Genomic DNA, 24794 nt, shown 5'->3' with positions numbered 1-24794 from the left:
GCGCAACGCGCCGTCGCGCGCCGGTCCGGCCGCCTCAGTGCAGCCAGCCGCTCGCCCAGCGCGGCACCAGCGACACCAGATACAAACCCAGCCCGATCAGCCCGCCGACCAGCGTGCCGTTGATGCGGATGTACTGCAGGTCCTTGCCGATGTTCAGCTCGATCTGCCGCGACATCTCGCGCGCATCCCAGTTGCGCACCGTGTCGCGAATGTGACGCATCAGGAAGTCCGCAAAATCCGGCGCGATCTCGTGCACGGCCTTCTCGATGTGCTCGTTCAGCGACGCGCGCAAGGCGGGGCTTTCCGCGAGCCGCGCGCCGAGCCAGCCGCCGAGCGTCGCGGCCTGCCGGTGCAGCGCCGAATCGGGGCGCGCGAGATCGGCCTTCAGCCATGCGCGCAACTGCTCCCACAGATCCTTCAGGTACAGGTTGAACGCATCGCCGTCGCGGATGTAGCGCTTGATTTCCTCGCCCTTCTCGACAAAGGCCGGGTCGTGCTTCAGCCGCTCGGTCAGGCGCGCGACGACGCGATCGAAACGCTGGCGCAGCTCGTGGTCGGGGTCCGCGGCGACGCCTTCGAGCACGCGGCTGACCGCATTCGCGACCAGTTGCGCGCCGTTCTCGCCGAGCCAGTGCGTCGGCATGATCTTCTCGAACTTCGGGTACTGCGTCTTCAGCCATTCGACGATGAAACCCGCGATCACCTCGCGGTTCTCCTCCTTGCCGAGCACGTCGACGATCTGCTCGATCGCGTCGTCGAGCATCGCCTGGTGGCGGCCGTCCTTCGTCAGCGTATCGAGGATCGCGCCGGCCGACTGCGACAGGTCGACCTTGTCGATCAGCGCGCGGAATGCGTCGTGGACGAACGACTGGATGCGCGCGTCGTCGGTCATGTCGAGCGCGAAGCTCATCAGTTTGGTCGCGTAGCCGCCCAGCGCGTCGGTGTTGGCCGGCTCGCCGAGCCACGCGCCGAGCCTCTGCGCCGGATCGTGCTGGCGAATCTGCGCGGCCAGCGCGTCGGGGCCGAGGAATTTCTCGCGGACGAACACCGCGAGGTTGTCGGCGATCTTGTCCTTGTTCTGCGGAATGATCTCGGTGTGACGCGACACGAACGGGATCGGCACGCGGCGAAACAGCGCGACGACCGCGAACCAGTCGGCGAGCGCGCCGACCATCGCGGCCTCGGCCACGGCCTTGACGCCGTCGATCCACGGGCCGCGCGGCAGGACGATCGTCGTCACGAAGACCGCGACCGCGGCCAGCAGCAGCCACAGCGCGCGGCGCTTGCTGCGTTTCAGTTCGAGGGCTTTGTCTGGCGTCATGGGCAACCGGCAGCACGAAAGATGCCGTCAATATGCACCGACTCGGCGATCGCCGCCAAATACCCGGCCCTCTTTTACCGGCCGCACGCACACGCGGTCCCTTGACCTGTCCCCTCCACTTTCATCCCGCCCGCCGTGCGGGTCCCGCCGCCTTCGATACGCCGCCCCGCTCGCATCGACACCGCCGATCGCCCGCTGTGCCGCGCCAGACGGACTGTCTCTCGATCTCGCGTTTACCCGGATAGCACGACGCCGCGCCAACCGCGCAGACTGATTTCACATTTCGAGACAATGTCTCTTATACAGAGACAAACATCATGCTCAAGACACTCAGCAGCGCCCTGCAACTGATGCAGTACTTCACCGCCCGGCAAGCCGTATGGGGCGTTCGCGAACTCGCGAAGGAAAGCGGCGTGCACCACGCGATCGTCCATCGCGTGCTGGCGACCTTCGCGGCCGAGGGCTACCTCGTGCAGGACGACGCGGGCCGCTATGCGCTCGGCCTGCGCTGGTTCGAGATGGGCGAGATCGTGCGGCGCTCGCTGTCGCCGTCGCAGATCGTCGAGCCCGCGCTGCACCGGCTCGCGCAGCAGAGCGGCGAAACCGTGTTCCTGTCGCTGCTCGACGGCTACGAAGGGCTGTGCCTCGACATCGCGCATGGCGACCAGCAGCTGCGCTTCTCGATCGAGGAAGGCCAGCGCTTCGCGCTCCACGCGGGCGCACACGGCAAGGCGATGCTGGCGTTCCAGCCCGACCCGGTGCGCGACGAGGTCTATGCGCGCGCCGCGAAGGCCGGCCAGGCGGTCGACCGCGCGGCGGTCGAAGCGCGCCTCGACGTGATCCGCGAGCACGGCTGGGCGTACACGCGCGAAGAAGCCGCGACCGGCGTCGCAGGCCTCGCGGTACCGCTCACCGCGAAAGGCAGCCGCTCGGTCGCGGGTTCGCTCGCGATCTCGGGGCCGATGCAGCGCCTCGACGAATCGGCGGTGCCGCGCCTGCTGGATGCGCTGAACGACGCGCGCCGCAAGATCGAAAGCGTGCTCAGCCTGATGCGCTGAGCGCCGCCATCGCCCGAAATCCAGCCCGACTCACCGACGGGCCGGTCCGCAGCCGTACCGGCCCGCTACATCACAACAAGCCACAGGCATTGAGGAGAAACCCATGAACGCTTTGCAAGACGCGCAGGTCGGCGAACCCGCCGCCCCTGCGGCCCCGCCCGGCGCCCCGCGCGTCCGCTTCGCCGAACCGGTGCTGCTGATCGTGTCGGTCATGCTGTCCGTGCTCGGCGCGATCATCGGCATGCAGCTGATCGTGTCGCTCGGCATTTCGGCGAACACGTCGATCATCGGCGCGCTGATCGCGATCGTGTTCTCGCGCATTCCGCATGAACTCGCGCGACGCTTTCGCGTGCTCGAACGCCAGAACCTCGTGCAGACCGCGATCTCGTCGGCCACCTTCGGCGCGGCCAATTCGCTGATGATCCCGATCGGCGTGCCGTACGCGATGGGCATGCCCGAACTCGCGACGCCGATGCTGATCGGCGCGCTCGCCGCGATGCTGGTCGACGGCACGATGCTGTACCTGCTGTTCGGCAGCAAGATCTTCCCGGCGACCGGCAGCTGGCCGTCGGGCGTTGCGACCGCCGAGGCGATCTGGGCCGGCGACCGCGGCGGCCGCAAGGCCGCGTTCCTCGGCATCGGCGTCGCGGTCGGCGTGGCCGGCGCGTGGCTCGGCGTGCCGATGTCCGCGTTCGGCGCAGCGTTCCTCGGCAACCTCGCCGCGCTGACGATGTTCGGCCTCGGCCTGCTGGTGCGCGGCTACTCGGTCGCGCTGACCGGCGTCGACATCGCGAAGGCCTACATCCCGCACGGCGTGATGATCGGCGCGGGCGCCGTCGCGATGCTGCAGGTGTCGGCGGAAATCCGCCGCGCGCGCCGCGCGCCGGTCGACGAAGCCGGCACCGGCGACGTGTCGCCGCGCCGCGCGGGCCGCATCCTCGGCCTCGGCTATCTCGTCTACATGCTGATCGCGCTGGTGATCGTCGGCTGCACCGGCGGCTTCTCGGAGATGTCGACCGGCATGCTGATCGTGTTCGTGCTGTATGCGGCATTCGCGGCCTACATCCACGAGCTGATCGTCGGCATCGCGGCGATGCACTCGGGCTGGTTCCCCGCGTTCGCGGTCGCGCTGATCACGCTGACGATCGGCATCCTGATCGGCTTCCCGGCGCCGGCGCTGGCGGTGCTGGTCGGCTTCTCGGCCGCGACGGGCCCCGCATTCGCCGACATGGGCTACGACCTGAAGACCGGCTTCCTGCTGCGCGGCTCGGGCCAGGACCCCGCGCTGGAACTGGCCGGCCGCCGCCAGCAGTTCCTCGCGGCGACGCTCGGCTTCGTCGTCGCGGGCATCGTCGTCGTGCTGTTCCACCACGGCTTCTTCAGCCGCGACATGTTGCCGCCGGTCGATCGCGTCTACGCGGCGTCGATCAGGGCCGGCTCGTCGTGGGACATCGCGCGCAACCTCGCGATCTGGGCCGTGCCCGGCGCGCTGCTGCAATGGCTCGGCGGCGCGAAGCGCCAGCTCGGCGTGCTGCTGTCGACCGGCATGCTGCTCACCTCGCCGCTGGCCGGCTTCGCGGTGCTGTTCGGCCTCGCGATCCGCTTCATCCTGCTGCGCACGCGCGGCGAGCGCGACGTCGCCGAAATGAGCGCCTTCGCCGGCGGCGTGATCGCGGGCGACGCGCTGTTCAGCTTCACGCGTTCGCTGATCAAGCTCAAGTAACTCCGTTTCATCCACAGGACTTTCGATGGACATCACTGCAATCCGCGCCGATACGCCGCTGACGGCCTCGACGATCTACCTCGACACGGCCGCCGCGTCGCTGCCGCCCGAGCCCGTGCTCGACACCGTCAACGACTACCTGCGCGACACGGGCCGGGTCGGCATCTACCTGCCCGCGTTCCGCAAGGCAACCTACGCGCGCGTCGACGCCGTGCGCGCCCGGCTCGCCGCGTTCATCGGTGCGCAGGTCGACGAAATCGCGTTCACCAAGAACGCCACCGAAGCGATCTCGATCGTCGCGCAGGGGATGCGCTGGCAGCCGGGCGACGAAGTGCTGGTCGCCGATACCGAAATGCTCAGCAACCTGCTGCCGTGGAAGCGGCTCGAGACGACGCACGGCATCGTCGTGAAGATGGTCGCCGCGAACGACGAAGGGCTGCTGTCGCCGGATGCGTTCGCGCAGGCGATCACGCCGCGCACGCGCCTGCTCACGTTCTCGCATGTGCCGAACTCGTCGGGCGCGCTGCAGGACGCCGCCGGACTGTGCGCGGTCGCGCGCACGCACGGCGTGCTGTCGCTCGTCAACGCATCGCAAAGCGTCGGCATGGTCGCCACCGACGTGCGCACGCTCGGCTGCGATTTCCTCGCGGGCTGCGGCCGCAAGGCGCTGCGCGCGACCGAAGGCTCGGGCTTCCTGTATGTGAAGCGCGAGCAGGTCGAGACGCTCGAACCCGTGCTCGCGGGCTGGTGGAACGGCGCCTACGATCGCGCGACCGGCGCGCTGTCGTTCGTCGCCGGTGCGAAGCGCTTCGAGGCCGGCTGCCCGATCGTGCCGGCGATCCTCGGCCTCGGCGCCGCGCTCGACTATGCGCAGCGCATCGGCATCGACGCGATCGAGGCGCGTGTGCACGAGCTGACCGCCTACGCGATCGAGCGTTTCGCGACGCTGCCGGGCTTCGAGCTGTACGGCCCGCGCGATGCGGCGCGCCGCATCGGCATCGTGCCGTTCAACCTGCGCGGCGTCGATCCCGCGACGATCGTCGCGGCGCTCGAAGCGCAGCAATGCATCATCGAGGCCGGCAACTTCATGGCCGACGCGATCCTCGCGCGCTATGGCGTATCGACGATGGCGCGCGTCTCGCTGCACTACTTCAATACGCGCGAAGAAATCGACCGCGTCGCCGAACTGATCCGCGCGGCGGCCCGCTGATTCCCTCCCCGACTACCGACACAGGAACCACCATGAACCAACGTTTTCTGCTGATGAGCAGCTCCCGTAAGGACGCGCTCGGCTATCTCGAACACGCGACCGAGCAGATCCACGCGCTGTTCCGCCGCGAGGCGCGCAAGATCGTCTTCGTCCCGTATGCGGGCGTGTCGTTCAGCTTCGACACCTATGAAGGCATCGTGAAGCCCGTGTTCGAGAAACTCGGCTACGCACTCGAATCGCTGCACCACAGCGCCGACCCGCGCAAGACGATCGAGCACGCCGACGCGATCGCGGTCGGCGGCGGCAATACGTTCGCGCTGCTCAAGCGCATGTACGACGCCAACCTCGTCGATGCGATCCGTGCGCGCGTGCACGCGGGCGTGCCCTACATCGGCTGGAGCGCGGGCAGCAACGTCGCGTGCCCAACGATCCGCACCACCAACGACATGCCGATCGTGCAGCCGCCGACGCTGCGCGCGCTCGGTCTCGTGCCGTTCCAGATCAACCCGCACTTCATCAGCGGCAAGCCGGTCGGCCACAACGGCGAGAGCCGCGAGGAACGCCTCGGCGAATTCCTCGACATCAACGCGCCCGAACAGGTGTTCGCGCTGCCCGAAGGTTCGGCGCTGCTGTCCGACGGCACGACCGGCACGGTGCTCGGCGAACGCGGCGCGCTGCACTTCGCGAGCAAGACGGACGTGCGCACGCTGGCGGAAAACGCGAGCTTCCCGCTCGCGTCGATCACCGGCCCGGCCGACATCGACCAGTGGCCGTCGTTCCGGAAATAAGCGCCGCATCTTTCTTTAAAAAAAACAGTCCCATATCGGTTAGGAGACCTTTTCATGAACAAGAAGCTTGCCGGAATCGCACTGCTGGCCGGCGCGACGGGCGTCGCACACGCGCAGTCGACCGTGACGCTGTACGGCGTGATCGACGTCGCGATCGGGTACCAGACGCACACCAACCCGTCCGGCGACCGCACCGTCGGCTTGCAGCAGGGCAACGAAGGCTTCCTGTCCGGCAGCCGCTTCGGGCTGAAGGGCAGCGAGGCGCTCGGCGACGGCTGGAAAGCCGGCTTCACGCTCGAAAACGGCTTTCTCGCGAACAACGGCAAGCTCGACCAGCAGGGGCAGTTGTTCGGCCGCCAGGCGTTCGTGAAGCTCGGCCACGAGCGCTGGGGCGAACTCGCGCTCGGCCGGCAGTACACGACCGGCAACACGATGCTGTACTACGTCGACCCGCTCGGCGTCGGTGCCGCGCCGACCAACTCGTGGCAGGTCTACCTCGTCGGCCAGCGTTACGACAACGCGGTCAGCTACACCGGCAGCTACGGGCCGATGCAGGTAATCGCCGAGTATGCGTTCGGCGGGATCGCCGGCGACACGCGCGCACGCTCGTCGATGTCGCTCGGCGTCAAGTATCAGTCGGGCCCCGTGACCGTGATCGGCGACGCGCAGCAGACGCGCGACACGCAGAGCCGCCGCGCACGCATCTACCTGGCCGGTGCGAAGGCTGCGATCGGCAGCGTGAACCTGTACGCGAACTATCTGCACAGCGATCGCGACGCGGGCTTCGACTCGTCGAACGGCGGCACCGATACCGCGTCGATCACGAGCATGGCGTCCGGCGCGCCGACCGCCGCCGTCACGATCAACTCGGTGTTCGGCTCGCATCGCCGCGACGATTTCTTCACGCTCGGCGCGAGCTGGCGCGCGACGCCGGTATGGAACTTCGTCGTCGCGGGGATGCACAACCGCACGCTCGCCGACGGCTTCAACGGCGCGCGCAGCACCGTATACGGCGTCGCCGACTACAGCCTCAGCAAGCGCACCGACGTCTACCTCGCGACCTCGTACGAGTGGACGCGCGGCGGCTGGTCGGGACTGTTCGGCAACACGACGACCAATGCGGCGGCGGCCACGGGCAGCGCGCTCAACGGTCGCAACGAGCAGCTGTCGGTGCTGCTCGGCCTGCGACATTTCTTCTGATCCCCGCGCAATTTGCCGATGCGGGTCGCGGCGCGGCGCACGACACGCCGCATCGGCACACTGAACCAAGAGGCATTCGATGGCACTGAAACAGACCCTCGTCATTTTCGACGCGCTCGACGGCGCGACCGTCAACGGGCAGGACATCGCCGCGCTGTTTGAGCCGTACGCGGCGCACGTGACGATCGAGGTCACCACGGTCAACAACGAACCGCCGGAAGACCCGACGAAGACGACCGACTTCATCCGCATCGTGATCCCCGGCACACGCGGCAAGACGGCCGGCGGCGACGCGCGCACGCTCGGCATCGTCGGCCGCAACGGCGCAATCGGCGCGCGCCCCGCGAAGTTCGGGATGGTGTCGGACGCGGACGGCCCGATCGGCTCGCTCGCGGCCGCGTTGAAGCTCGCGCAGATGAAGGCGAACGGCGACGTGCTGCCCGGCGACGTGATCGTCACGACGCACCTGTCGACCGACGTGTCGATGAGCGAGAACAACGGCGTGCCGTTCATGGGGATGCCGGTTTCGTCGGCGACGATGAACCGCTACGAAGTGACGCCCGACATGGATGCGATCCTGTCGCTCGATGCGTCGAAGGGCAACCGGATCGTCAAGCAGCGCGGCTTCGCGCTGTCGCCGACCGCCATGCAGGGCTATATCCTGCGCATGGCGCCCGATCTCGTCGCGATCATGGAATCGACGACCGGCATGCCGGCCGTCACGTTCCCGATCTCGCTGCAGGACATCTCGCCGTACGACAACGGGCTGTCGCACTTCAACAGCATCATGCAGCCGCATGTCGGCACCGACAAGCCGGTGGTCGGCGTCGCGCTCACCGCGCGCTCGGTCGTCGGCGGCAGCGACTCGAGCGCGAGCCACGAGATCGACCTGGCCGAGGCCGTGCGCTTCTCCGTAGAAGTCGCGAAGCGCTTCACGGCCGGCGCATGCGAGTTCTACGATGCGAACGAATGGCGCAAGATCCGCAGCATGTATCCGGACCTGCGCGTGTTCCAGGGCTACGGCAACGCGGCGTAACCGGCGGCGGCGACGCGCGGCTCGACGATCGTGCCGCGCGTCGTCCTGTCTCGCTTCGTGCGGCGCTGTGTCGAGGACGCATCGCCTCTTCGCTGCTTCCGCTACTTCGCTACAGAAACGTCTTCAGATTCACTGCCGGATCCGCCAGTTGCACCGGATCGGGCACCGCCCCCGCCGCGATCAGCCGCCGCGACGCGCCGATGTCGCGCCCGAGGTTCGCCGCGGCCACCGCGACGATTCTCCCGTCGTCGCCGAGCCCGAACGCCGTGAACGGCCCGCTCGCCGGATTGCCGCGCACGACGATGGTCCGCTCGCCGCCGAACAGCCCGAGCATCTGCAGGTTGCAGTCGTACTGATCGGACCACAGCCACGGCAGCTCCGCATACGCGTCGTCCGCGCCGAGCGCATTGGCGGCCGCGACGGCCGGCTGGTTCTCGGCGACCTGCCACGACTCGATCCGCACATGACGGCCGAGCAGCGGATTGAAATGCATCGTCACCTCGCCGGTCGCGAAGATCGCGGGATCGTTCGTGCGGCATCCCGCATCGACGCGTATCCCGTTGTCGACGTCGAGACCGGCCGACTGCGCGAGCTCGACGTTCGGCACGACGCCGATGCCGACCACGACGATATCGGCCGGCACGTCGCCGCGGTCGGTCTCGACGATCGCGCCGCCCGCCGCCGCGCGACGAATCGCACGCGGCAGCGTCGCGAGCCGGAACGCGACGCCGCGCGCGTCGTGCAGCTGCCGCGCAAACGCGCCGACGACTTCCGGCAGCGCGCGCTGCAGCAGCCGCGCGGCCGGATCGATCACCGTCACGTCGCAGCCGAGCTGACGCGCGGCGGCCGCGACCTCGAGGCCGATGAAGCCGCCGCCGAGCACCGCGACGCGCCGCCCCGGCGCCAGCTGTGCGCGCAGCGCCCGCGCGTCGTCGACGGTGCGCACGTAATGCGGCGCGACGCCTGCGTCGATCGGCCCGCCGAAGGTCCGCACGCGCGAGCCGGTCGCGAGCACGAGCCGCGCGTATGGCAGCGTAGCGCCGTCGTCGAGTCGCACGCGCTGCGCCGCGCGCTCGATCGCGTCGACGCGCGTGCCGAGCCGCAGCTCGATCCGCTGCGCGTCGTACCAGCCCGCGTCGCGCACGAACGCACGCCGCTCGCCGTCGTCGCTCAGCAGCGCATCCTTCGACAGCGCGGGCCGGTCGTACGGGAGCTCGCGCTCCGCGCCGATCATCACGATGCGCGCGTCGGCATCGCGTTCGCGCAGCGCCTCGGCGGTGCGCCGCGCCGCGTGGCCGGCGCCGACGATCACGAACGGGTCAGCCGACATTGACTTCCACCTGCCCATCGACGATCCGGATCGGATAGGTCCGCACCGGCTCGGTAATCGGCGCGCATTTCGGCGCGCCGGTGCGGATGTCGATCAGCCCCTGATGCAGCGGGCATTCGACGCAGCCGTCCTCCACATAGCCTTCGGACAGCCGCGCATGGCCGTGCGTGCAGAGGTCGTGCATCGCGAACAGTTCGTCGCCGATGCGGAATACCGCGATCGGTTTCTGGCCGGCGACGCGCGCCGCCGGTTCGTCTTCGGAGAATTCGTCGAAAGCGCCGAGCGGATGCCACTCGGCCAGCGTCGTGTCGTTCATGTCGGTTCCTTGCCCGTGCATCAGATCGGCGTCGCGAGCAGCGTCTGCACGCGCGACGTGTCGTAGATCACCCGCTTGGTCTTGTAGCGCAGCCCGTCCGGCGTGCGCACGACCGTGTCGTAGTACTTGCCGGCCTGGTAGACGTTCGATTCGCCGTTGCTGCGCGTCTGCACGACCACGTAGTTGCTCTCGGTGTCGATCTCGCCGTCGCGCTCGGCGACGATCGTCAGGCCCGACGTCATGTGCCGGTACGTATGCTCGTCGTAGATGTTCGCGTGGCGCAGCGACACCACGCGATCGCGCAGCATCCGCTGGTTCGTGCAGTGCACGATCCCGACCGGCAGCCCGAGATCGGCGTTCTCCTTCGGCACGATCTCGTACGTGCAGTCCTCGGTGAACATCGCCGGCCACTGTTCGAGCCGGTTGTTGTCGAGGTGGCCGATATAGCGGTTCTGCAGCATGTACAGCTCGAACCACGTCTTCATGTCTTCCGTCATGTCTCGCTCCCGCTTCAATAGCCCATCAGCTTCTGGTAGCCGACCCAGAACCGGCGGATGAGGCTTTCGGTGATCACCGTGCCCTGCTGGTCCGGATTGCCGCGCGACATCTCGATCACCGACGTCGCGTCGCCGTCGCGCACCGTGCCGCGCTGCACCAGCTCGGTCGCCTCGGTATCCTCCATCGAGATGTAGCCGGCCGGCCCGACGAGGTTGGCCTGCTTGATGCGCAGCGCGCGCAGCTCGGGCGTGTCGTCCGTGTAGCCGAAGAAGTGGAAGATCAGCTCGAAGTTGTCGGGCCCCTTCGGCAGGATCTGCCGCGCGACCAGCGTGTTGTGGATCTGCTGGATCACGAGCTGCGGGAAGATCGGCTGGATGTGGTTCGTGCAGTCCTCGTCGTATTCCGGCACGAGATCGAGGATCGATTCGTCCTCGAGATGAAAACCTTCGTCAAACGAACGGATGTTCTGCTGCTTGTACGCGGCCGACGTGTCGTCGCCGGTCTTCGTCACCGTGATGATGCTGTGCAGCCCGTGGTTCGCATCCGGAATCGAGCGCGCCTTCATGCCGACGCGGAAGATGTTGAAGGTCGTATGGAACAGGTGCAGCATGCTCGCGTGATACGGGTCCTTCACATTCTCCAGGTACAGCTTCCAGTTCGACTTCGAATACTGGCGCGTGCAGCCGAGATACTCGACCGGCTTGTGGAAGATCCGGTCGATCCACGGCCGCATCTGCTCGCCGAGATAGTCGGGCAGCGGCGCGACCTCGTCGCTGAAGCTCGCGAACACCAGCCCGCGATAGCTGTCGACGCGCAGCTTGCGCAGCCCGTGCTGCTTCGGGTCGAAATCGGCCGGCATTCCGGTCATGCCCTTCTGGCCGCGCCGGAACGGCACGCCGAGCAGGTTGCCGGTATTGTCGAAGCTCCACTGGTGATACACGCACGTATGCGAGCTCGCGTTGCCGCGCGACTTGCGGCACACCTGCGCGCCGCGGTGCGCGCAGCGGTTCACCCAGGCGGCGAGCGAACCGTCGTCGGCGCGCGTGACGACGACCGGCGTGTCGCCGACAAAGGTGCTCTTGAAGTCGCCGGGGTTCGGGATTTCCGCTTCCAGCGCGACGAAGTTCCACGTCGGGCCGCGGAAGATGCGTTCCTGCTCGCGGTCGTAGACGGCGCGCGAGCTGAACACCTTGTACGGCACGCGCGAGCCGTCCGCGTGCGGAAAGCTCACGTCGGACGCATCGTCGCGCGAGGCGAACACGACGGGCGATTCTGTCTGCTCCATGTCGGACTCCTTGGGGGTTCCGTTTCGTTGATCGATGGAGCCGATTTTTGAAAAGCTAATATTCGCCGTCTATCCGGAAAGTGCGATTGCGGCGGCGCAGTATCCACTTTCGGCGGATTTCTGCGCTAGCATGACGACACACTCGGCGCGCGATCGCGACCCATTCGTCCGATCGATACGCGCTCCAACAAGGCCGATGCCCATGTCCCCGACGTCGTTCGAGCCGCTCGCGCTGCGCGCGCACCGGCTGTTCGAATCCCGCGATCTCGACGAGACGCGCGAGCGGATCTCGCGCGTGATGCAGCCGCATGCGCTGCTGCCGAGCGGCCGCGTGCGCGGTGCGTCGCATATGGATTTCGTCCGGCTCGGCGGGCTCGGGATCGGCACGATCGCGTTCGGCGACGCGATGCGCGTGCAGGTCGACGCGGTCGACGGCTACTACCTGCTGATGTTCTGCCTGTCCGGACAGGCCGAGGTGCGCGCGATGGGCCGGCAGCTCGGCGTCGACGGGCAGACCGGCGTGCTGTGCGCGCCGGGCGAACGCTTCGACGCGACGCTGTCGGCCGACTGCGAGCAGTTCGTGCTGCGCATCGACGCGGCGACGGTCGGCGCATTGACCGGCGACCCGCGCGCGACGCTCGATCCGGTGCTGCACGTCAGCGATGCGGCGCTTGCCGCGTGGCGCGAGCAGCTGATGCTGGTCGCGCGCTCGCCCGAACTGCTCGAACGCGCGAACGCGAACCCGCGCGTCGCGTCGCAGCTCGAACACCTGCTGATCGACCTGCTGATCGAAGGCCATCCGCCGTCGGCGCTGCCCGCGTCGCGCCACGAACCGGCGCCGGGCTTCGTGCGGCGCGCGCAGGAGTTCGTGAACGCGCACTATGCGCAGCCGCTGCAGCTTGCCGACATCGTGCGCGCCGCCAACGTGCCGGAGCGCACGCTGCGCGACGCGTTCCTGCAGTTTCGCGGGATGAGCCCGATGCAGTACCTGCGCGCGACGCGGCTCGAGCATGCGCGCGAGCTGCTGCGCGCGGCGGCGTCCGACCGGCGGATCGCCGATATCGCGCTCGACTGCGGGTTTACGCACCTCGGACGCTTCGCGATCGCGTATCGGGAAAAATTCGGCGAATCGCCGTCCGATACGCTGGACAGCAGATCGTAGCCGCGCTGCATCGCAGCTCGCCGCGCACGCACCACCGGCACCGCCGCCGCTGCGTCATCCGAATTCGCCGACGCATGAGGGACTCGACCGTTAGTTGCGAATCAGACGATGACGGCTACGCATGCGCGGTCGGCGCGATCATCTCCCGCGCAATCGCGCAGAACGCGCTCGTCGCAGCGCTTTCGCCGTGCAGCCGGCGGCTCATGATGATCGGCGAGGTCGCCGCGGGCTCCGGCAGCCGCCGGTAGACGACGCCCTTCACGCGCACGCCCTCCACGCTCTCCGGCACCAGCGACACGCCGACCTTCGCGGCGACGAGCCCGAGCGCCGTCTGCAGCTCGCGCACCTCGTGGACGGCCGCCGGCACCAGCGCGCCGTCGCGCAGCGCGGACAACTGCTGGTCCGCGAAGCTCGGGCGCGGCGTGCTCGGATAGACGATCAGCGTTTCGTTCGCGATGTCCGCGAGCGTCAGCGGCCGGCCCGCCTCGGCGAGCGGATGGCCGACCGGCACCGCCGCGATCAGCTTTTCCTCGATCAGCGCCTCGCGCACGAGCTGGTCGTCGTCGAAGCGCAGGCGGCCGAACCCGACGTCGATCCGCCCGCCCTTCAGCGCGCCGAGCTGTTCGAGCGTGAACATTTCGATCAGCGACAGCTCGACGTCAGGCTGCCGCTCGCGGAACGCGCGAATCACGTCCGGCAGCGCGCCGTACAGCGTCGACGGCACGAAGCCGATCACGATCCGCTCCGACAGTTGCGCGAGCCGCCGCGTCAGCGGGCCGAGCTCGTCGGCCTGGTCGACGACGCGCTTCGCCTGCGCATAGAACACGCGCCCCGCATCGGTCAGCTTCAGCGGCCGCGCGCCGCGCACGAACAGCGGCAGCCCGAGCTCGTCCTCGATCGCCTGCAGCTGACGGCTAAGCGGCGGCTGCGTCATGTGCAGCCGCTCCGCGGCCCGCGTGATGTTCATTTCCTCGGCCACGGCCATGAAGTACCGAAGCTGACGCAATTCCATTTCATGCTCCGAAGGTATGGAAGTAGTCGGAAAGAGTGTTGGACGGCCGCCCGCCGCCGTTCCTACCATATGCACCGACAGGAGGAATCGCATGATAGCAACTGCCGCCGCCATCGAGCGCATCGAGACGCTGCTCGTCGACGTGCCGACGATCCGGCCCCACAAGCTTTCGGTTGCCACGATGAATTGCCAGACGCTCGTGCTGGTCCGTGTTCGATGCACGGACGGTATCGAAGGCGTCGGCGAGGCCACGACGATCGGCGGCCTCGCCTACGGCGAGGAGAGCCCGGAGAGCATCAAGGCCAATATCGACACCTATTTCGCGCCGCTGCTCGAGGGCATGGACGCGACCCGCCCGGGCGCCGCGATGGCGCGGGCGCGCAAGCTGTTCCAGGGCAACCGTTTCGCGAAGTGCGCGCTCGAGACCGCGCTGTTCGACGCGCAGGCGCGCCGTATCGGCGTGCCGCTGTCCGAGCTGTTCGGCGGCCGCGCGACCGATGCGGTCGACGTCGCGTGGACGCTGGCGAGCGGCGACACGCAGCGCGACATCGCGGAAGCCGAGGCGATGCTCGACGCGCGCCGCCATCGCGCGTTCAAGCTGAAGATCGGCTCGAACGCGGTGGACGACGACGTCGCGCACGTGATCGCGATCAAGCGCGCGCTCGGCGAACGCGGCGACGTGCGCGTCGACGTGAACCAGGCCTGGACCGAAACCGACGCGATCCGGGCCGGCGCGCGGCTCGCGGATGCCGGCGTGAGCCTCGTCGAGCAGCCGATCGCCGCGTCCAACCGCGCGGGCCTGAAGCGCCTGACGCAGCTCGCGCAGATCCCGATCATGGCCGACGAGGCGCTGCACGGCCCGGTCGATGCGTTCGCGCTCGCGCAGGAACGCGCGGCCGACGTGTTCGCGGTGAAGATCGCGCAGTCGGGCGGCCTGCAGGGGGCGGCGCACGTCGCGGCGATCGCGTCGGCGGCCGGCATCGAACTGTACGGCGGCACGATGCTCGAAGGCGCGGCCGGCACGATGGCGTCCGCGCAACTGTTCAGCACCTTCGCGTCGCTGAAGTGGGGCACCGAGCTGTTCGGCCCGCTGCTGCTCACCGAGGAGATCCTCGTCGAGCCGCTGCGCTACGCGGATTTCAAGCTGCACCTGCCGGCGACGCCCGGCCTCGGCATCACCTTCGACTGGGCCCGCATCGAGCGGATGCGGCGCGGCGCCCGCTGATTCCCCTACGACAACCGCCACCGGAGACACAGATGAACAAGGAAGCCATCGACGCGCTGCTGAAAACCTTCGACGATGCCGCCGAGAAGCCCGGCAACCCGCGCGTGCGCGCGATCGTCAACCGGATCGTGAAGGACCTGTGCTACACGATCGAGGATTTCGACGTGCAGCCGAGCGAGTTCTGGACCGCGCTCAACTACCTGAACGAAGCCGGCAGGGAATTCGGCCTGATCGCCGCGGGCCTCGGCTTCGAGCGCTTCCTCGACGTGCGGATGGACGAGGCCGAAGCGAAGGCCGGCATCGAAGGCGGCACGCCGCGCACGATCGAAGGGCCGCTGTATGTCGCGGGCGCGCCGGAATCGGTCGGCCACGCACGTCTCGACGACGGCACCGATCCGGGCCAGACGCTCGTGATGCGCGGCCAGGTGCTCGGCAACGCCGGCACGCCGATCGCGAATGCGCTGGTCGAGGTGTGGCACGCGAACCATCTCGGCAACTATTCGTATTTCGATCCGTCGCAGCCCGCGTTCAACCTGCGCCGCTCGATCCGCACCGACGCGGAAGGCCGCTACAGCTTCCGCAGCGTGCTGCCGGTCGGCTACAGCGTGCCGCCGGGCAGCAAGACCGAGCAGCTGCTCGACCAGCTCGGCCGCCACGGCCATCGTCCCGCGCACATCCACTTCTTCGTTTCCGCGGACGGATATCGTAAGCTGACGACGCAGATCAACATCGAAGGCGATCCGCACATCTGGGACGACTTCGCATTCGCGACGCGCGAAGGGCTGATCCCGGCAATCCGCCAGGCCGAAGGCGCACAGGGCAAGCCGTACGGCATCGACGGCCCGTTCGCGCTGATCGACTTCGATTTCTCGTTGGTCAGGGAGCGCGACAACGTGCCGGCGAGCGAAGTCGAGCGCGCACGCGCACAGGCCTGAACGGCCATTTACAGGACGAACCGATCAAGCAAGGAGTGCGCAATGCTGTTTCATGTGGAAATGACCGTCAAGCTGCCGGCGGACATGGACCCGGTCAAGGCCGCGACGCTGAAGGCCGAAGAGAAGGCGATGTGCCAGCGCCTGATGAACGAAGGCATCTGGCGGCATCTGTGGCGGATCGCCGGGCGTTATGCGAACGTCAGCATCTTCGACGTGGAAAGCGTGCAGCAACTGCACGACCTGCTGAGCCAGTTGCCGCTGTTCCCGTATATGGACCTCGAAGTGCGCGCGCTTTGCCGGCATCCTTCGTCGATTCGGGAAGACGACCGGTAAGCGCGCCATCGTCGCCGCTTCGCGGCGTCGGCTGCGCGCAGACACGGGCGGCCTGCGGTTTCTTCGCGGGTCGCCCGTGTCGCATCTCACTTCCGTGGATCCCCCTTGTCGGCGGCTGCGTCGCCGGATACCTGCGCGACGCGCCGCGCGACGATCGCCTTCATCAGCGTCTCGTCGAAATCGTCGGCGGTCTTCCAGCCGCTGCCGTCCTTGACGAAGGTGAAATCCCCCTTCAACTGCAGCATCGACGGCATGCCGATCGCACCGAGCAACCGGTCGCGGTAGTCGATCAGCAACGGGCACGACACGCGGTCGCCGTCGATCCGGCTGCAGTCCGCGGCCGGCATCACGCCCTGCACGCTGCTGGTCAGCGTCGAAGGGCTGTCGTCGCCCGGCAGCGGTTTGCCGTAGCTCGGCGATCGGTCCGATACCTGCTTGTCGAACCGTGCGACGCCCTCCCTGAACGCGGTGTCGATGACCTCTCGCCCGAGCGGCGCGCCAAGCTTCGGATTCAGGCCTGCCGCGCTGTAGCGGGCCGTCACGTATTCGGACGGGAAAGTCTGCACGACGAACGTACTCGGGTCCTTGTCGTCATGCCGGACGACGTAACCGAGCGTCGTATGCTCGTCGGCGACCGTCAGGTCTGCAAGGCAGCCGCGCGAGCGATTGGCCTCGTCATAGCCGACTTCGCGATGGTTGGCGACATGCGGATAGGTTTTGCTGCCCCCGTCGAGCGCGTGCATCGGGTCCTTCCGCATCATCTCCACGCGCAACTTGAACATCAGCGAATCCAGCGTCTTGACCGTGGTCGACGCGCCGCACATCGGCGTCGATGCCGGCCACAGCAGATAGGCGCCGACCGCGAGCGCGGCAACGAGCACACCGAAACCGGTCAGCATCCGTTGCCGCTTTTGCCCGCGCTGGACCGACGCGATCGTCTCGTCGAGACGCTGTGCGAAGCGGGGCGGATCGATGTCTTGCAGCATGTCCAGCAGAACGAGCTTCGCGCGCACGTCTGAGAAGCTCGAGTCCAGCACCGCCTGCGTCGCTTTCGCCTCGGCCTCGCCGGTCGTATAGCCTTCGGCGATCAACCAGTCGAGCAGGTCGCGGGCGGAGTCGGTATCGGGAATTTCGTCCGGCCTGTCCTTCAGGCGCTGCCCGACGCGCTCCGCCGCCTCCTCCGTCAGATAACCGCCGACTTCGAGCGCCATCAGCAATACGTTACGGTCGTCGCCCTGCGGCGGTTCGGCGGGGTCCGCCTGTTCCAGTGACATGGTTGTTGTTCTCCGTCGAGATCGATTCGCGATGCCCGACGGCACGGGCACGCGATTCCATTAAGCAGACAAATCGCTTCGATCTCCGGAAACTACTGGATTTGGCCGCGCCTGTCGACTCGTTGCGGCCGGCGGCGTGCGCCCGCTGCCGGCACGCGCTACGCTCCCCCGCTGCCGGACACGTTCAATACTCGTGCCCGAGATGCGCGGCAAACCCCACCTTCTCCGGCGCGATTTCCGTCTTCAGCGTCAGCGCAGGAATCTCGTAATCGCCCGCGTTCTGCCGCCGGTACGGAATCGGCGGCGTGTCGCGCAGCGCGTCGAGACGCGCACCGAGCGCCGCGCGCGTCGCGTCGAAACGCGCGCCGTCCATCTTCCCGGTCCGGTAGATCACGAACGGCGGCAGCACGTCGAAGCCCGGGTAGTACAGCATGCCGTGCTGGATCGGGAACAGCAGGTCGTCGATCGGCCCGTTGATGCCGCGCGCGCTGTAGTGCGATTCCCAGCCGCCCGCCGTGACGATCAGCATCGCCCGCTTGCCGGCCAGCGTGCCTTCGCCGTAGCGGTCGCCCCAGTGCGTGTCCGAATGCTCGCCGACGCCGTAGGCGAAACCGTATGCATACACGCGCTCGACCCAGCCCTTCATGATCGCCGGCATCGAGAACCACCACAGCGGAAACTGCAGGATCACCGCGTCGGCCCACTTCAGCCTGGCCTGCTCGCGTGCGATGTCGTCGCGCTGCGTGCCCGTCTCGAACGCGCGCTTCGAGTCGAGCGACGGATCGAAACGCGCACCGGCATCGGGCGCGCGATCGGTCGCGTCGTCCGCGTCGAGCGTCGCCTTCCAGTTCATCGCATACAGGTCGGAGACCTGCACCGCATGGCCGGCCGCTTCGAGATGCGCGACGGCAAAGTCGCGCAGCGCGCCGTTCAGCGAACGCGGTTCGGGGTGGGCATACACGATCAGCACATTCATGTTCGAGACTCCGTCGATGGAATGACCGCAGGATGCCGTTGCCTTCGGTATATTGGAAATGAATTCCCGATATGCCAGGTATAGCGATGAACAATCTCAGGCGCCTCGATCTGAACCTGCTCGTCACGCTCGACGTGCTGCTCGCCGAGCACAACGTCACGCGCGCAGCCGAAAAGCTGAACGTGTCGCAGCCGTCGGTCAGCGTGCAGTTGCAGAAGCTGCGCGAAGTATTCGGCGATCCGCTGTTGTTGCCGGGGCCGCGCGGGATGCGGCCGACCGCGCGCGCGGAAGCGCTGCGCGAGCCGCTGCGCGACGCGCTCGAGGCGGTCGAACGCGCGGTGCTGCCCGCGACGCCGTTCGATCCCGCGACCGCAACTCATACGTGGCGCGTGGCCGCGACCGACTACGGCGAATCGACGATCGTGCTGCCCGCGCTGCCGGCGCTGCGCGCGGCCGCGCCGCACACGCGGCTCGCGGTCGTCGAGCTCGTGCCGCCGCGCATCGAGCAGGACACGGAGCGCAACGGGATCGACCTCGCGTTCCACATGACCGAAGGCTCGCCGGCCGGCGTGAGACGACTGCCGTTGTTCGTCGAGCGCTACGTGCTGGTCGGCCGCGCCGGCCACCCGAAGCTGAAGCGCCGCCCGACGCTCGCGCAATTCGCCGCACTCGAGCACGTGATCGTGTCGCCCGACGGCGGCGGCTTTTTCGGCGTGACCGACGAAGCGCTCGCGAAAGTGGGCGCGACTCGCCGCGTCGCGCTTTCCGTGCCGCACTTCCTGTTCTTGATGTCGGCCGTCGCCGCCACCGACCTCGTCGCGATGCTGCCCGAGCGGCTGGCGCGCGACGCGCCCGCGCTGCGCGTCGTCGAGGCGCCCGTCGAGGTGCCCGGCTACGAGATGTCGATGCTGTGGCACGAACGCGTGCATCGCGATCCGGCGCATCGGTGGCTGCGCGAAACCATCGCGGCATCGGTGTAGCGCGACGGCGCTGTGCCGGTGCGTCGCCGCGTTGCCTGCCGCGCGCAAATTTTCGTGATCCGGGGCTTGAAACCGCATCGGACACTGTATATATTTACAGTGCTTTTGCACCATTTGACCCGAATTCCGTCACCCATCGACGGACGGATTTTTGTGAGGCGACCATGTTCCAGTCATCCGCATTCGATCCCGAGCAACCCGGCTTCAATCCTGTTCATTTCGAGCGTGCCGCGCAGCGGGCGGTCGTCGATCTGCAGCGCGTCGTCGGCGGTCCCGCGCAGCGTGCGCTCGGCCTGCGCCGACGCAGCCACCCGGCCGCGGTCCGCACGATGAGCTGGCGCGCGCTGCTCGACGTCGAAGAGCTTGCGTTCTCGAATTCGGGGTTTCTGAACCGCAACGACCCGACCGTCGTCGACGCGTTCATCCGGCTGCGCGACAGCCGGCTGGTCGCCGCGGACGTCGACGAGCCGGTCGACTGGCATCGCGACGACGACGACCTGCCGGCCGTCTATCTGATCGTCAAGGCGATGCTCGAAGCGGAGGCCGAGGAACGGGCCGAAGCGGCCTGAACCGCGCCGCTCGGCGTGTGCGCGTCGTGCAGACCGCGCGGCGGTAGCGAACGCGTTACAGCCGCGCCGCGAGCCGCGCGCCCTGGTCGATCGCGCGCTTCGCATCGAGCTCGGCGGCCAGCTCCGCGCCGCCGATCAGGTGCACCGAACGCCCGGCCGCCTGCAGCGGCGCGAGCAGCGCGCGCTGCGGCTCCTGCCCAGCGCACAGCACGATCGTGTCGACCTCGATCAGTTCGTGATCGGTGCGCTGCTCGCCGTACGACACGTGCAGCCCGCGCGCATCGATTCGCTCGTAGTTCACGCCGCCGATCATCTTCACCTGCTTCATCTTCAGCGTGGCGCGGTGAATCCAGCCCGTCGTCTTGCCGAGCCCCTTGCCGAGCGGCGCGGCCTTGCGCTGCAGCAGCGTCACTTCGCGCGCGGGCGGCGACACCTGCGCGCGCGTCACGCCGCCGCGCGTCTCGGCCGGATCGGTCACGCCCCACTCCGCTTTCCACTCGTCCAGATCGAGCGCCGGCGACACGCCGTCCTGCACCAGATATTCGGCGACGTCGAAACCGATCCCGCCCGCGCCGATCACCGCGACGCGCGGGCCGACCGGCCGCTTGCCCGCGAGCACGTCGATATAGCTGAGCACGTTCGGCCCGTCCTGGCCGGGAATCTTCGGATCGCGCGGCGACACGCCGGTCGCGAGCACGATCTCGTCGTAGCCGCCCGCGATCAGCTCGCTCGCGTCGACGCGGCGGTTCAGGTGCAGCTTCACGCCGGTCAGCTCGACCTGCCGCGCAAAGTAGCGCAGCGCTTCATTGAATTCCTCCTTGCCGGGAATCTGTCTGGCCATGTTGAACTGCCCGCCGATCTCGGACGCGGCATCGAACAGGTCGACCCGATGGCCGCGCTGCGCGAGCACGGTCGAGCATGCGAGGCCGGCCGGCCCCGCGCCGACCACCGCGATGCGCTTCGGCTGCCGCGTGCTCGCGTAGACCAGTTCGGTTTCATGGCATGCGCGCGGATTCAGCAGGCACGACGCAATGCGGTTCTTGAACGCATGGTCGAGGCACGCCTGGTTGCAGCCGATGCAGGTGTTGATCTCGTCCGCGCGGCCCTGCGCGGCCTTGATCACGAACTCGGCGTCGGCGAGCAGCGGGCGCGCCATCGACACCATGTCCGCGCAGCCGTCCGCGAGGATCTGCTCGGCCACTTCGGGCCGGTTGATCCGGTTGGTCGTCACGAGCGGAATGCCGACCTCGCCCTTCATCTTCTTCGTCACCCACGCGAACGCGCCGCGCGGCACCGACGTCGCGATCGTCGGCACGCGCGCCTCGTGCCAGCCGATCCCGGTGTTGATGATCGTCGCGCCCGCACGCTCGACCGCCTTCGCGAGCTGGACCGTCTCGCGCCAGTCGCTGCCGTCCGGAATCAGGTCGAGCATCGACAGCCGGTAGATCAGGATAAAGTCGCGGCCGACCGCTTCGCGCGTGCGCTCGACGATCTCGATCGGCAGGCGGATCCGGTTCTCGTACGAGCCGCCCCACGCGTCGCTGCGCTTGTTCGTATGCATCGAGATGAACTGGTTGATCAGGTAGCCCTCGGAGCCCATGATCTCGACGCCGTCGTAGCCGGCTTCGCGCGCGAGCTGCGCGCAGCGCACGAACGCACGGATCTGCCGCTCGACGCCGCGCGCGCTCAGCTCGTGCGGCGCGAACGGCGAAATCGGCGACTTGATCTTCGACGGCGCGACCGCGAACGGGTGATAGCCGTAGCGGCCCGTATGCAGGATCTGCAGCGCGATCTTGCCGTCCTCTGCGTGCACGGCATCGGTGATCGCGCGATGCCGGCGCGCGCCGGCCGACGTCATCAGCGTGCCGCCGAACGGCTTGGTCCAGCCGGCCACGTTCGGCGCGAAGCCGCCCGTCACGATCAGGCCGACGCCGCCGCGCGCGCGTTCGGCGAAATACTCGGCCAGTCGCGGCAGCGTCTTGCGGCTGTCTTCGAGGCCGGTATGCATCGAGCCCATCAGCACACGATTCTTCAGCGTCGTGAAGCCGAGATCGAGCGGCGCGAGCAAGTGGGGAAAGGGTGTCGTCATGATCGGCAGGCAGAGAAGCGATGGCTGCATCGTAGGCCGTGCGCCGCGTTGAACGTGAGGGGGCAAACAGCCATAATGCTTGTCATTTCCGGCCAATATCAGATGACCTCCCCACCCCGCAAGGACCGCCTCGGGCTGCGCCGGCCGACGATTCCGGTCGCCTATCCGCGCCTGCTGCTGCAGGCGCTGGCCGCGCGCGGCGTCGACCTCGACGCGGTGCGCGCCGGCACGGGCCTGCGCGACGCGGTGCTGGCCGAGTCCGACGCGCGCGTCGCGCCATCGCAATGGGGGCGGCTCGTGCTCAACGCGATCGACATCGGCGGCGATCCCGGCATCGGCCTCGCGTTCGGGCTGCTGCTGAAGCCGACCGTGCACGGCTTTCTCGGCTATGCGACGCTGACCGCGCGGGACATCCGCGAAGCGTTGCAGGTCACGCACCGCTACTTCCGGATGCGCAATCGCCAGTATCGTCTGACCTATGCAGAGGACGAACGCGGCGCGACGCTCGAACTGCACGGCGTGCAGGCGAGCCCGGTGCTCCAGCATCACGTGATGTTCGAATTCGTGCTGACCGGCCTCGCGCAGAACATCGCGCAATGGGCCGGCCGCGCGGCGCCGGAGATCGCGCTGCGGTTCGCATGGCCGGAGCCGGCCTATTTCGCACGGTATCGCGACCGCCTGCCGCCCGTGGCCTTCGACTGCGCGGCCAATGCGCTGTGGATCGCGCACGACGTGCTCGACTGGCCGCTGCCGTTCGCCGACGACGTCGCGCATCGGCAGGCGCTCGTGCAGGTCGAGCGCGAATATGCGCAGGTCCGCCAGGAGGAAGGCGACCTCGTCGAACGCGTGCGCGCGGAACTGGCGCGCACGGCGGGCGACTATCCGGGGCCCGACACGCTCGCCGATGCGCTGCTCGTGTCGACGCGCACGCTGCGTCGCCGACTGGAAGACGCCGGATCGAGCTATCGCCAGTTGCTCGACGAAGCGCGGTTTCGCGACGCGAAGCAGTTGCTCGCGGCGTCCGATCTCGACCTGAAGACGATCGCCGAGCGCCTGCAATTCACCGACCCGGCGAACTTCACGCGCGCGTTCCGGCGCTGGGCCGGGCAGACGCCGAGCGCCTACCGGGCCGCGGCGGCCGCGGTGTGACGGGTTCGGCGCGACGCGGGGGCGAGACACGCGCCGCACACCCGCGATGGTCGTCGCGCGCGATGCCGCCCGGCAACGCGAAGCGACGCACCATCCATAGCCGGGGCGGCGGCATCCGCATCGACACTGCCGCCCGTTGGCCGCGCTACCGCACCGGCGTCATCTGCCCGTTGTCGAACGTGAAGACGGTCGTCGGCGCCTCCAGCAGTTCGCCCTGTTTCGTGAACGCGTAGGTCGCCGCCACGCCGCGGTGCGATGCCGAGCGCAACGCGGGAATCAGCTTCGCGGGATCGGTCGTCTGCACGGCTTCGATCGTCTTCGCGAGCAGCATCATCCCGTCGTAATACGTGATGCCGTAAGTCTGCGGCTCGCTCTTGAACCGCGCGCGGTATCGCGCGATGTAGTCCCTGCCCGCTTCGGTGCCGTCGAGGCCCGTCCCGCTCATCGCACAAAAGACGTTGCGCGACGCGGCCTGCGCGACCTGCCCCATATTGACCGAACAGATGCCATCGCCGCCGAGCAGCTTCGCGCGCACGCCGCGCTGCACCATCTGCCGGGCCATCGGCGCCGCCTGCGCCGTATAGCCGCCGAAGAAGATCACGTCCGGGTTCTTGCCCTTGATCGTCGCGAGGATCCCGAGGAAGTCGTTCGCCTGCGAATGCGTGAACTCGCGCGCGACGACCTGCAAGCCGAGCGATTTCGCCTTGTCGATGAACTGCTCGGCCAGCCCTTGCCCGTACGCGGTGCGATCGTCGATCACGGCCGCCGTCTTCGCGCCCAGTTTCCCGGCGGCAAACACGGCCATCGACACGCCGAGCACCGAGTCGCTCGCACCGGTGCGGAACAGGTTGTCGTAGCCGAGCGTCGTGAGCTGTGGATTCGATGCGACCGTCAGCATCGGCACGCGCGCCGCGCTGGTCAGGCGCGCAACCGGAATCGCGACGCCCGAATTCTGCGGCCCGAAGAACGCGACCGGCCGCTGGTCCAGCAGGCGCTGCGCGACCTGCACGCCGGTTCGTGGATCGGCCTGGTCGTCCTCGGACATCATCCGGAACCGCACCGGCTGCCCGCCGACCTGAATCGGCTTCGCGTTCAGCGACTCGATCGCGAGCCGCAGGCCGTTCTCGTCGTCCTTGCCGCTGACCGATTGCGGGCCGGTCAACGGCCCCGAGATCGCGACCGTGACGACCTGCTCCGCGCGCGCGATGCCGGTCGCGGCCGCGCCCAATACGAGCGATGCAACAACGATTTTCGTCTTCATGCAGTCTCCTCAACGATTGCCCGCGATATCGCGAGCCGGATTGGGCCGGCGCCCCGGTGAGCGC

At 68.2% G+C, this 24794-nt stretch carries 23 protein-coding genes; 13 read left to right on the top strand and 10 right to left on the bottom strand.

What is annotated here, in order from left to right; translation table 11 throughout:
- Nucleotides 1–34: 34 nt before the first annotated feature.
- Nucleotides 35–1321 (bottom strand): DUF445 domain-containing protein, encoded by a 1287-nt coding sequence (locus BST28156_RS04590; RefSeq protein ID WP_174901634.1) that lies wholly within the window; start codon nucleotides 1319–1321, stop codon nucleotides 35–37.
- A gap of 317 nt (nucleotides 1322–1638) precedes the next feature.
- On the opposite strand from BST28156_RS04590, the gene BST28156_RS04585 reads away from it, so the two are divergent.
- The 6 genes from BST28156_RS04585 to BST28156_RS04560 all read left to right on the top strand — a co-directional run bounded on the left by BST28156_RS04585 (nucleotide 1639) and on the right by BST28156_RS04560 (nucleotide 8336).
- Nucleotides 1639–2379 (top strand): IclR family transcriptional regulator, encoded by a 741-nt coding sequence (locus BST28156_RS04585; RefSeq protein ID WP_060245768.1) that lies wholly within the window; start codon nucleotides 1639–1641, stop codon nucleotides 2377–2379.
- Between the two features lie 103 nt (nucleotides 2380–2482).
- Complete coding sequence (locus tag BST28156_RS04580) at nucleotides 2483–4102, top strand: OPT/YSL family transporter (RefSeq protein ID WP_174901633.1); 1620 nt, start codon at nucleotides 2483–2485, stop codon at nucleotides 4100–4102.
- Between the two features lie 25 nt (nucleotides 4103–4127).
- Nucleotides 4128–5312, top strand: a complete 1185-nt coding sequence (locus tag BST28156_RS04575) for an aminotransferase class V-fold PLP-dependent enzyme (RefSeq protein WP_174901632.1) — start codon at nucleotides 4128–4130, stop codon at nucleotides 5310–5312.
- 32 nt (nucleotides 5313–5344) lie between these two features.
- Nucleotides 5345–6100 (top strand): dipeptidase PepE, encoded by a 756-nt coding sequence (pepE, locus tag BST28156_RS04570; protein WP_174901631.1) that lies wholly within the window; start codon nucleotides 5345–5347, stop codon nucleotides 6098–6100.
- A gap of 54 nt (nucleotides 6101–6154) precedes the next feature.
- Entirely contained in the window at nucleotides 6155–7300 is a 1146-nt protein-coding gene (locus BST28156_RS04565; protein WP_174901630.1) for a porin, read from the top strand.
- A gap of 79 nt (nucleotides 7301–7379) precedes the next feature.
- Nucleotides 7380–8336 carry a DUF1177 domain-containing protein gene (locus BST28156_RS04560; RefSeq protein ID WP_174901629.1) on the top strand — a complete coding sequence of 319 codons (957 nt, stop codon included), beginning with the start codon at nucleotides 7380–7382 and terminating at the stop codon, nucleotides 8334–8336.
- A 109-nt stretch (nucleotides 8337–8445) separates the two neighbouring features.
- Here BST28156_RS04560 and andAa read toward each other — a convergent pair whose 3' ends face one another.
- The 4 genes from andAa to andAc are packed head-to-tail and all read right to left on the bottom strand — an operon-like array spanning nucleotide 8446 to nucleotide 11765.
- The gene (gene andAa / locus BST28156_RS04555) at nucleotides 8446–9666 is read right to left on the bottom strand and encodes an anthranilate 1,2-dioxygenase system ferredoxin--NAD(+) reductase (RefSeq protein WP_174901628.1); all 1221 of its coding nucleotides are present in this window, start codon (nucleotides 9664–9666) and stop codon (nucleotides 8446–8448) included.
- Nucleotides 9656–9982, bottom strand: a complete 327-nt coding sequence (gene andAb / locus BST28156_RS04550; RefSeq protein WP_040130295.1) for an anthranilate 1,2-dioxygenase ferredoxin subunit AndAb — start codon at nucleotides 9980–9982, stop codon at nucleotides 9656–9658. The genes andAa and andAb overlap by 11 nt, the downstream gene beginning before the upstream one ends.
- A 20-nt stretch (nucleotides 9983–10002) precedes the next feature.
- On the bottom strand, nucleotides 10003–10479 hold the full coding sequence (gene andAd / locus BST28156_RS04545; RefSeq protein ID WP_060245761.1) for an anthranilate 1,2-dioxygenase small subunit AndAd: 477 nt from the start codon (nucleotides 10477–10479) through the stop codon (nucleotides 10003–10005).
- A gap of 14 nt (nucleotides 10480–10493) precedes the next feature.
- Nucleotides 10494–11765 carry an anthranilate 1,2-dioxygenase large subunit AndAc gene (gene andAc, locus BST28156_RS04540; protein WP_174901627.1) on the bottom strand — a complete coding sequence of 424 codons (1272 nt, stop codon included), beginning with the start codon at nucleotides 11763–11765 and terminating at the stop codon, nucleotides 10494–10496.
- A 202-nt stretch (nucleotides 11766–11967) separates the two neighbouring features.
- Here andAc and andR point away from each other — a divergent pair, with 202 nt between their 5' ends.
- A complete protein-coding gene (gene andR, locus BST28156_RS04535; protein ID WP_174901626.1) occupies nucleotides 11968–12927 on the top strand; it encodes an anthranilate 1,2-dioxygenase regulatory protein AndR in 960 nt (319 codons plus the stop codon).
- Between the two features lie 115 nt (nucleotides 12928–13042).
- On the opposite strand, the gene BST28156_RS04530 is transcribed toward andR, so the two are convergent.
- Nucleotides 13043–13939 (bottom strand): LysR family transcriptional regulator, encoded by an 897-nt coding sequence (locus BST28156_RS04530; RefSeq protein ID WP_174901625.1) that lies wholly within the window; start codon nucleotides 13937–13939, stop codon nucleotides 13043–13045.
- Nucleotides 13940–14030: 91 nt separating this feature from the next.
- Between BST28156_RS04530 and BST28156_RS04525 the strand changes: the two genes are divergently transcribed.
- The 3 genes from BST28156_RS04525 to catC are packed head-to-tail and all read left to right on the top strand — an operon-like array spanning nucleotide 14031 to nucleotide 16432.
- Nucleotides 14031–15164: a muconate/chloromuconate family cycloisomerase gene (locus tag BST28156_RS04525; RefSeq protein ID WP_174901624.1), complete on the top strand. Its 1134-nt coding sequence runs from the start codon at nucleotides 14031–14033 to the stop codon at nucleotides 15162–15164.
- A 32-nt stretch (nucleotides 15165–15196) separates the two neighbouring features.
- Nucleotides 15197–16099 carry a catechol 1,2-dioxygenase gene (gene catA / locus BST28156_RS04520; RefSeq protein ID WP_174901623.1) on the top strand — a complete coding sequence of 301 codons (903 nt, stop codon included), beginning with the start codon at nucleotides 15197–15199 and terminating at the stop codon, nucleotides 16097–16099.
- Between the two features lie 42 nt (nucleotides 16100–16141).
- Complete coding sequence (gene catC, locus BST28156_RS04515; RefSeq protein ID WP_009687773.1) at nucleotides 16142–16432, top strand: muconolactone Delta-isomerase; 291 nt, start codon at nucleotides 16142–16144, stop codon at nucleotides 16430–16432.
- An 86-nt stretch (nucleotides 16433–16518) separates the two neighbouring features.
- Here the strand turns inward: catC and BST28156_RS04510 are convergent, their stop codons facing one another.
- Nucleotides 16519–17706, bottom strand: a complete 1188-nt coding sequence (locus BST28156_RS04510; RefSeq protein WP_060245753.1) for a hypothetical protein — start codon at nucleotides 17704–17706, stop codon at nucleotides 16519–16521.
- 184 nt (nucleotides 17707–17890) lie between these two features.
- A complete protein-coding gene (locus BST28156_RS04505; protein ID WP_174901622.1) occupies nucleotides 17891–18682 on the bottom strand; it encodes an NAD(P)H-dependent oxidoreductase in 792 nt (263 codons plus the stop codon).
- 86 nt (nucleotides 18683–18768) lie between these two features.
- Between BST28156_RS04505 and BST28156_RS04500 the strand changes: the two genes are divergently transcribed.
- Entirely contained in the window at nucleotides 18769–19662 is an 894-nt protein-coding gene (locus BST28156_RS04500) for a LysR family transcriptional regulator (RefSeq protein ID WP_174901621.1), read from the top strand.
- A 164-nt stretch (nucleotides 19663–19826) separates the two neighbouring features.
- Nucleotides 19827–20231 carry a DUF2471 family protein gene (locus tag BST28156_RS04495; RefSeq protein WP_060245750.1) on the top strand — a complete coding sequence of 135 codons (405 nt, stop codon included), beginning with the start codon at nucleotides 19827–19829 and terminating at the stop codon, nucleotides 20229–20231.
- 55 nt (nucleotides 20232–20286) lie between these two features.
- Here the strand turns inward: BST28156_RS04495 and BST28156_RS04490 are convergent, their stop codons facing one another.
- Nucleotides 20287–22320 (bottom strand): NADPH-dependent 2,4-dienoyl-CoA reductase, encoded by a 2034-nt coding sequence (locus BST28156_RS04490; RefSeq protein WP_174901651.1) that lies wholly within the window; start codon nucleotides 22318–22320, stop codon nucleotides 20287–20289.
- Nucleotides 22321–22395: 75 nt separating this feature from the next.
- Between BST28156_RS04490 and BST28156_RS04485 the strand changes: the two genes are divergently transcribed.
- Nucleotides 22396–23469: an AraC family transcriptional regulator gene (locus tag BST28156_RS04485; protein WP_174901620.1), complete on the top strand. Its 1074-nt coding sequence runs from the start codon at nucleotides 22396–22398 to the stop codon at nucleotides 23467–23469.
- A gap of 145 nt (nucleotides 23470–23614) precedes the next feature.
- Here the strand turns inward: BST28156_RS04485 and BST28156_RS04480 are convergent, their stop codons facing one another.
- Complete coding sequence (locus tag BST28156_RS04480; protein WP_174901619.1) at nucleotides 23615–24730, bottom strand: branched-chain amino acid ABC transporter substrate-binding protein; 1116 nt, start codon at nucleotides 24728–24730, stop codon at nucleotides 23615–23617.
- Nucleotides 24731–24794 lie beyond the last annotated feature (64 nt).

Origin of the sequence: Burkholderia pseudomultivorans, from assembly GCF_902499075.1 — a bacterium.
Classification (GTDB): Bacteria; Pseudomonadota; Gammaproteobacteria; order Burkholderiales; family Burkholderiaceae; genus Burkholderia; species Burkholderia pseudomultivorans.
This window is presented reverse-complemented; position numbering and strand designations above follow the sequence as displayed.

Excerpts from the sequence above, each read along its gene's own strand:
- BST28156_RS04590 (WP_174901634.1), bottom strand. The coding sequence starts at position 1,321 with ATGACGCCAGACAAAGCCCTCGAACTGAAACGCAGCAAGCGCCGCGCG.
- BST28156_RS04585 (WP_060245768.1), top strand. The coding sequence starts at position 1,639 with ATGCTCAAGACACTCAGCAGCGCCCTGCAACTGATGCAGTACTTCACC.
- BST28156_RS04580 (WP_174901633.1), top strand. The coding sequence starts at position 2,483 with ATGAACGCTTTGCAAGACGCGCAGGTCGGCGAACCCGCCGCCCCTGCG.
- BST28156_RS04575 (WP_174901632.1), top strand. The coding sequence starts at position 4,128 with ATGGACATCACTGCAATCCGCGCCGATACGCCGCTGACGGCCTCGACG.
- pepE (WP_174901631.1), top strand. The coding sequence starts at position 5,345 with ATGAACCAACGTTTTCTGCTGATGAGCAGCTCCCGTAAGGACGCGCTC.
- BST28156_RS04565 (WP_174901630.1), top strand. The coding sequence starts at position 6,155 with ATGAACAAGAAGCTTGCCGGAATCGCACTGCTGGCCGGCGCGACGGGC.
- BST28156_RS04560 (WP_174901629.1), top strand. The coding sequence starts at position 7,380 with ATGGCACTGAAACAGACCCTCGTCATTTTCGACGCGCTCGACGGCGCG.
- andAa (WP_174901628.1), bottom strand. The coding sequence starts at position 9,666 with ATGTCGGCTGACCCGTTCGTGATCGTCGGCGCCGGCCACGCGGCGCGG.
- andAb (WP_040130295.1), bottom strand. The coding sequence starts at position 9,982 with ATGAACGACACGACGCTGGCCGAGTGGCATCCGCTCGGCGCTTTCGAC.
- andAd (WP_060245761.1), bottom strand. The coding sequence starts at position 10,479 with ATGACGGAAGACATGAAGACGTGGTTCGAGCTGTACATGCTGCAGAAC.
- andAc (WP_174901627.1), bottom strand. The coding sequence starts at position 11,765 with ATGGAGCAGACAGAATCGCCCGTCGTGTTCGCCTCGCGCGACGATGCG.
- andR (WP_174901626.1), top strand. The coding sequence starts at position 11,968 with ATGTCCCCGACGTCGTTCGAGCCGCTCGCGCTGCGCGCGCACCGGCTG.
- BST28156_RS04530 (WP_174901625.1), bottom strand. The coding sequence starts at position 13,939 with ATGGAATTGCGTCAGCTTCGGTACTTCATGGCCGTGGCCGAGGAAATG.
- BST28156_RS04525 (WP_174901624.1), top strand. The coding sequence starts at position 14,031 with ATGATAGCAACTGCCGCCGCCATCGAGCGCATCGAGACGCTGCTCGTC.
- catA (WP_174901623.1), top strand. The coding sequence starts at position 15,197 with ATGAACAAGGAAGCCATCGACGCGCTGCTGAAAACCTTCGACGATGCC.
- catC (WP_009687773.1), top strand. The coding sequence starts at position 16,142 with ATGCTGTTTCATGTGGAAATGACCGTCAAGCTGCCGGCGGACATGGAC.
- BST28156_RS04510 (WP_060245753.1), bottom strand. The coding sequence starts at position 17,706 with ATGTCACTGGAACAGGCGGACCCCGCCGAACCGCCGCAGGGCGACGAC.
- BST28156_RS04505 (WP_174901622.1), bottom strand. The coding sequence starts at position 18,682 with ATGAATGTGCTGATCGTGTATGCCCACCCCGAACCGCGTTCGCTGAAC.
- BST28156_RS04500 (WP_174901621.1), top strand. The coding sequence starts at position 18,769 with ATGAACAATCTCAGGCGCCTCGATCTGAACCTGCTCGTCACGCTCGAC.
- BST28156_RS04495 (WP_060245750.1), top strand. The coding sequence starts at position 19,827 with ATGTTCCAGTCATCCGCATTCGATCCCGAGCAACCCGGCTTCAATCCT.
- BST28156_RS04490 (WP_174901651.1), bottom strand. The coding sequence starts at position 22,320 with ATGACGACACCCTTTCCCCACTTGCTCGCGCCGCTCGATCTCGGCTTC.
- BST28156_RS04485 (WP_174901620.1), top strand. The coding sequence starts at position 22,396 with ATGCTTGTCATTTCCGGCCAATATCAGATGACCTCCCCACCCCGCAAG.
- BST28156_RS04480 (WP_174901619.1), bottom strand. The coding sequence starts at position 24,730 with ATGAAGACGAAAATCGTTGTTGCATCGCTCGTATTGGGCGCGGCCGCG.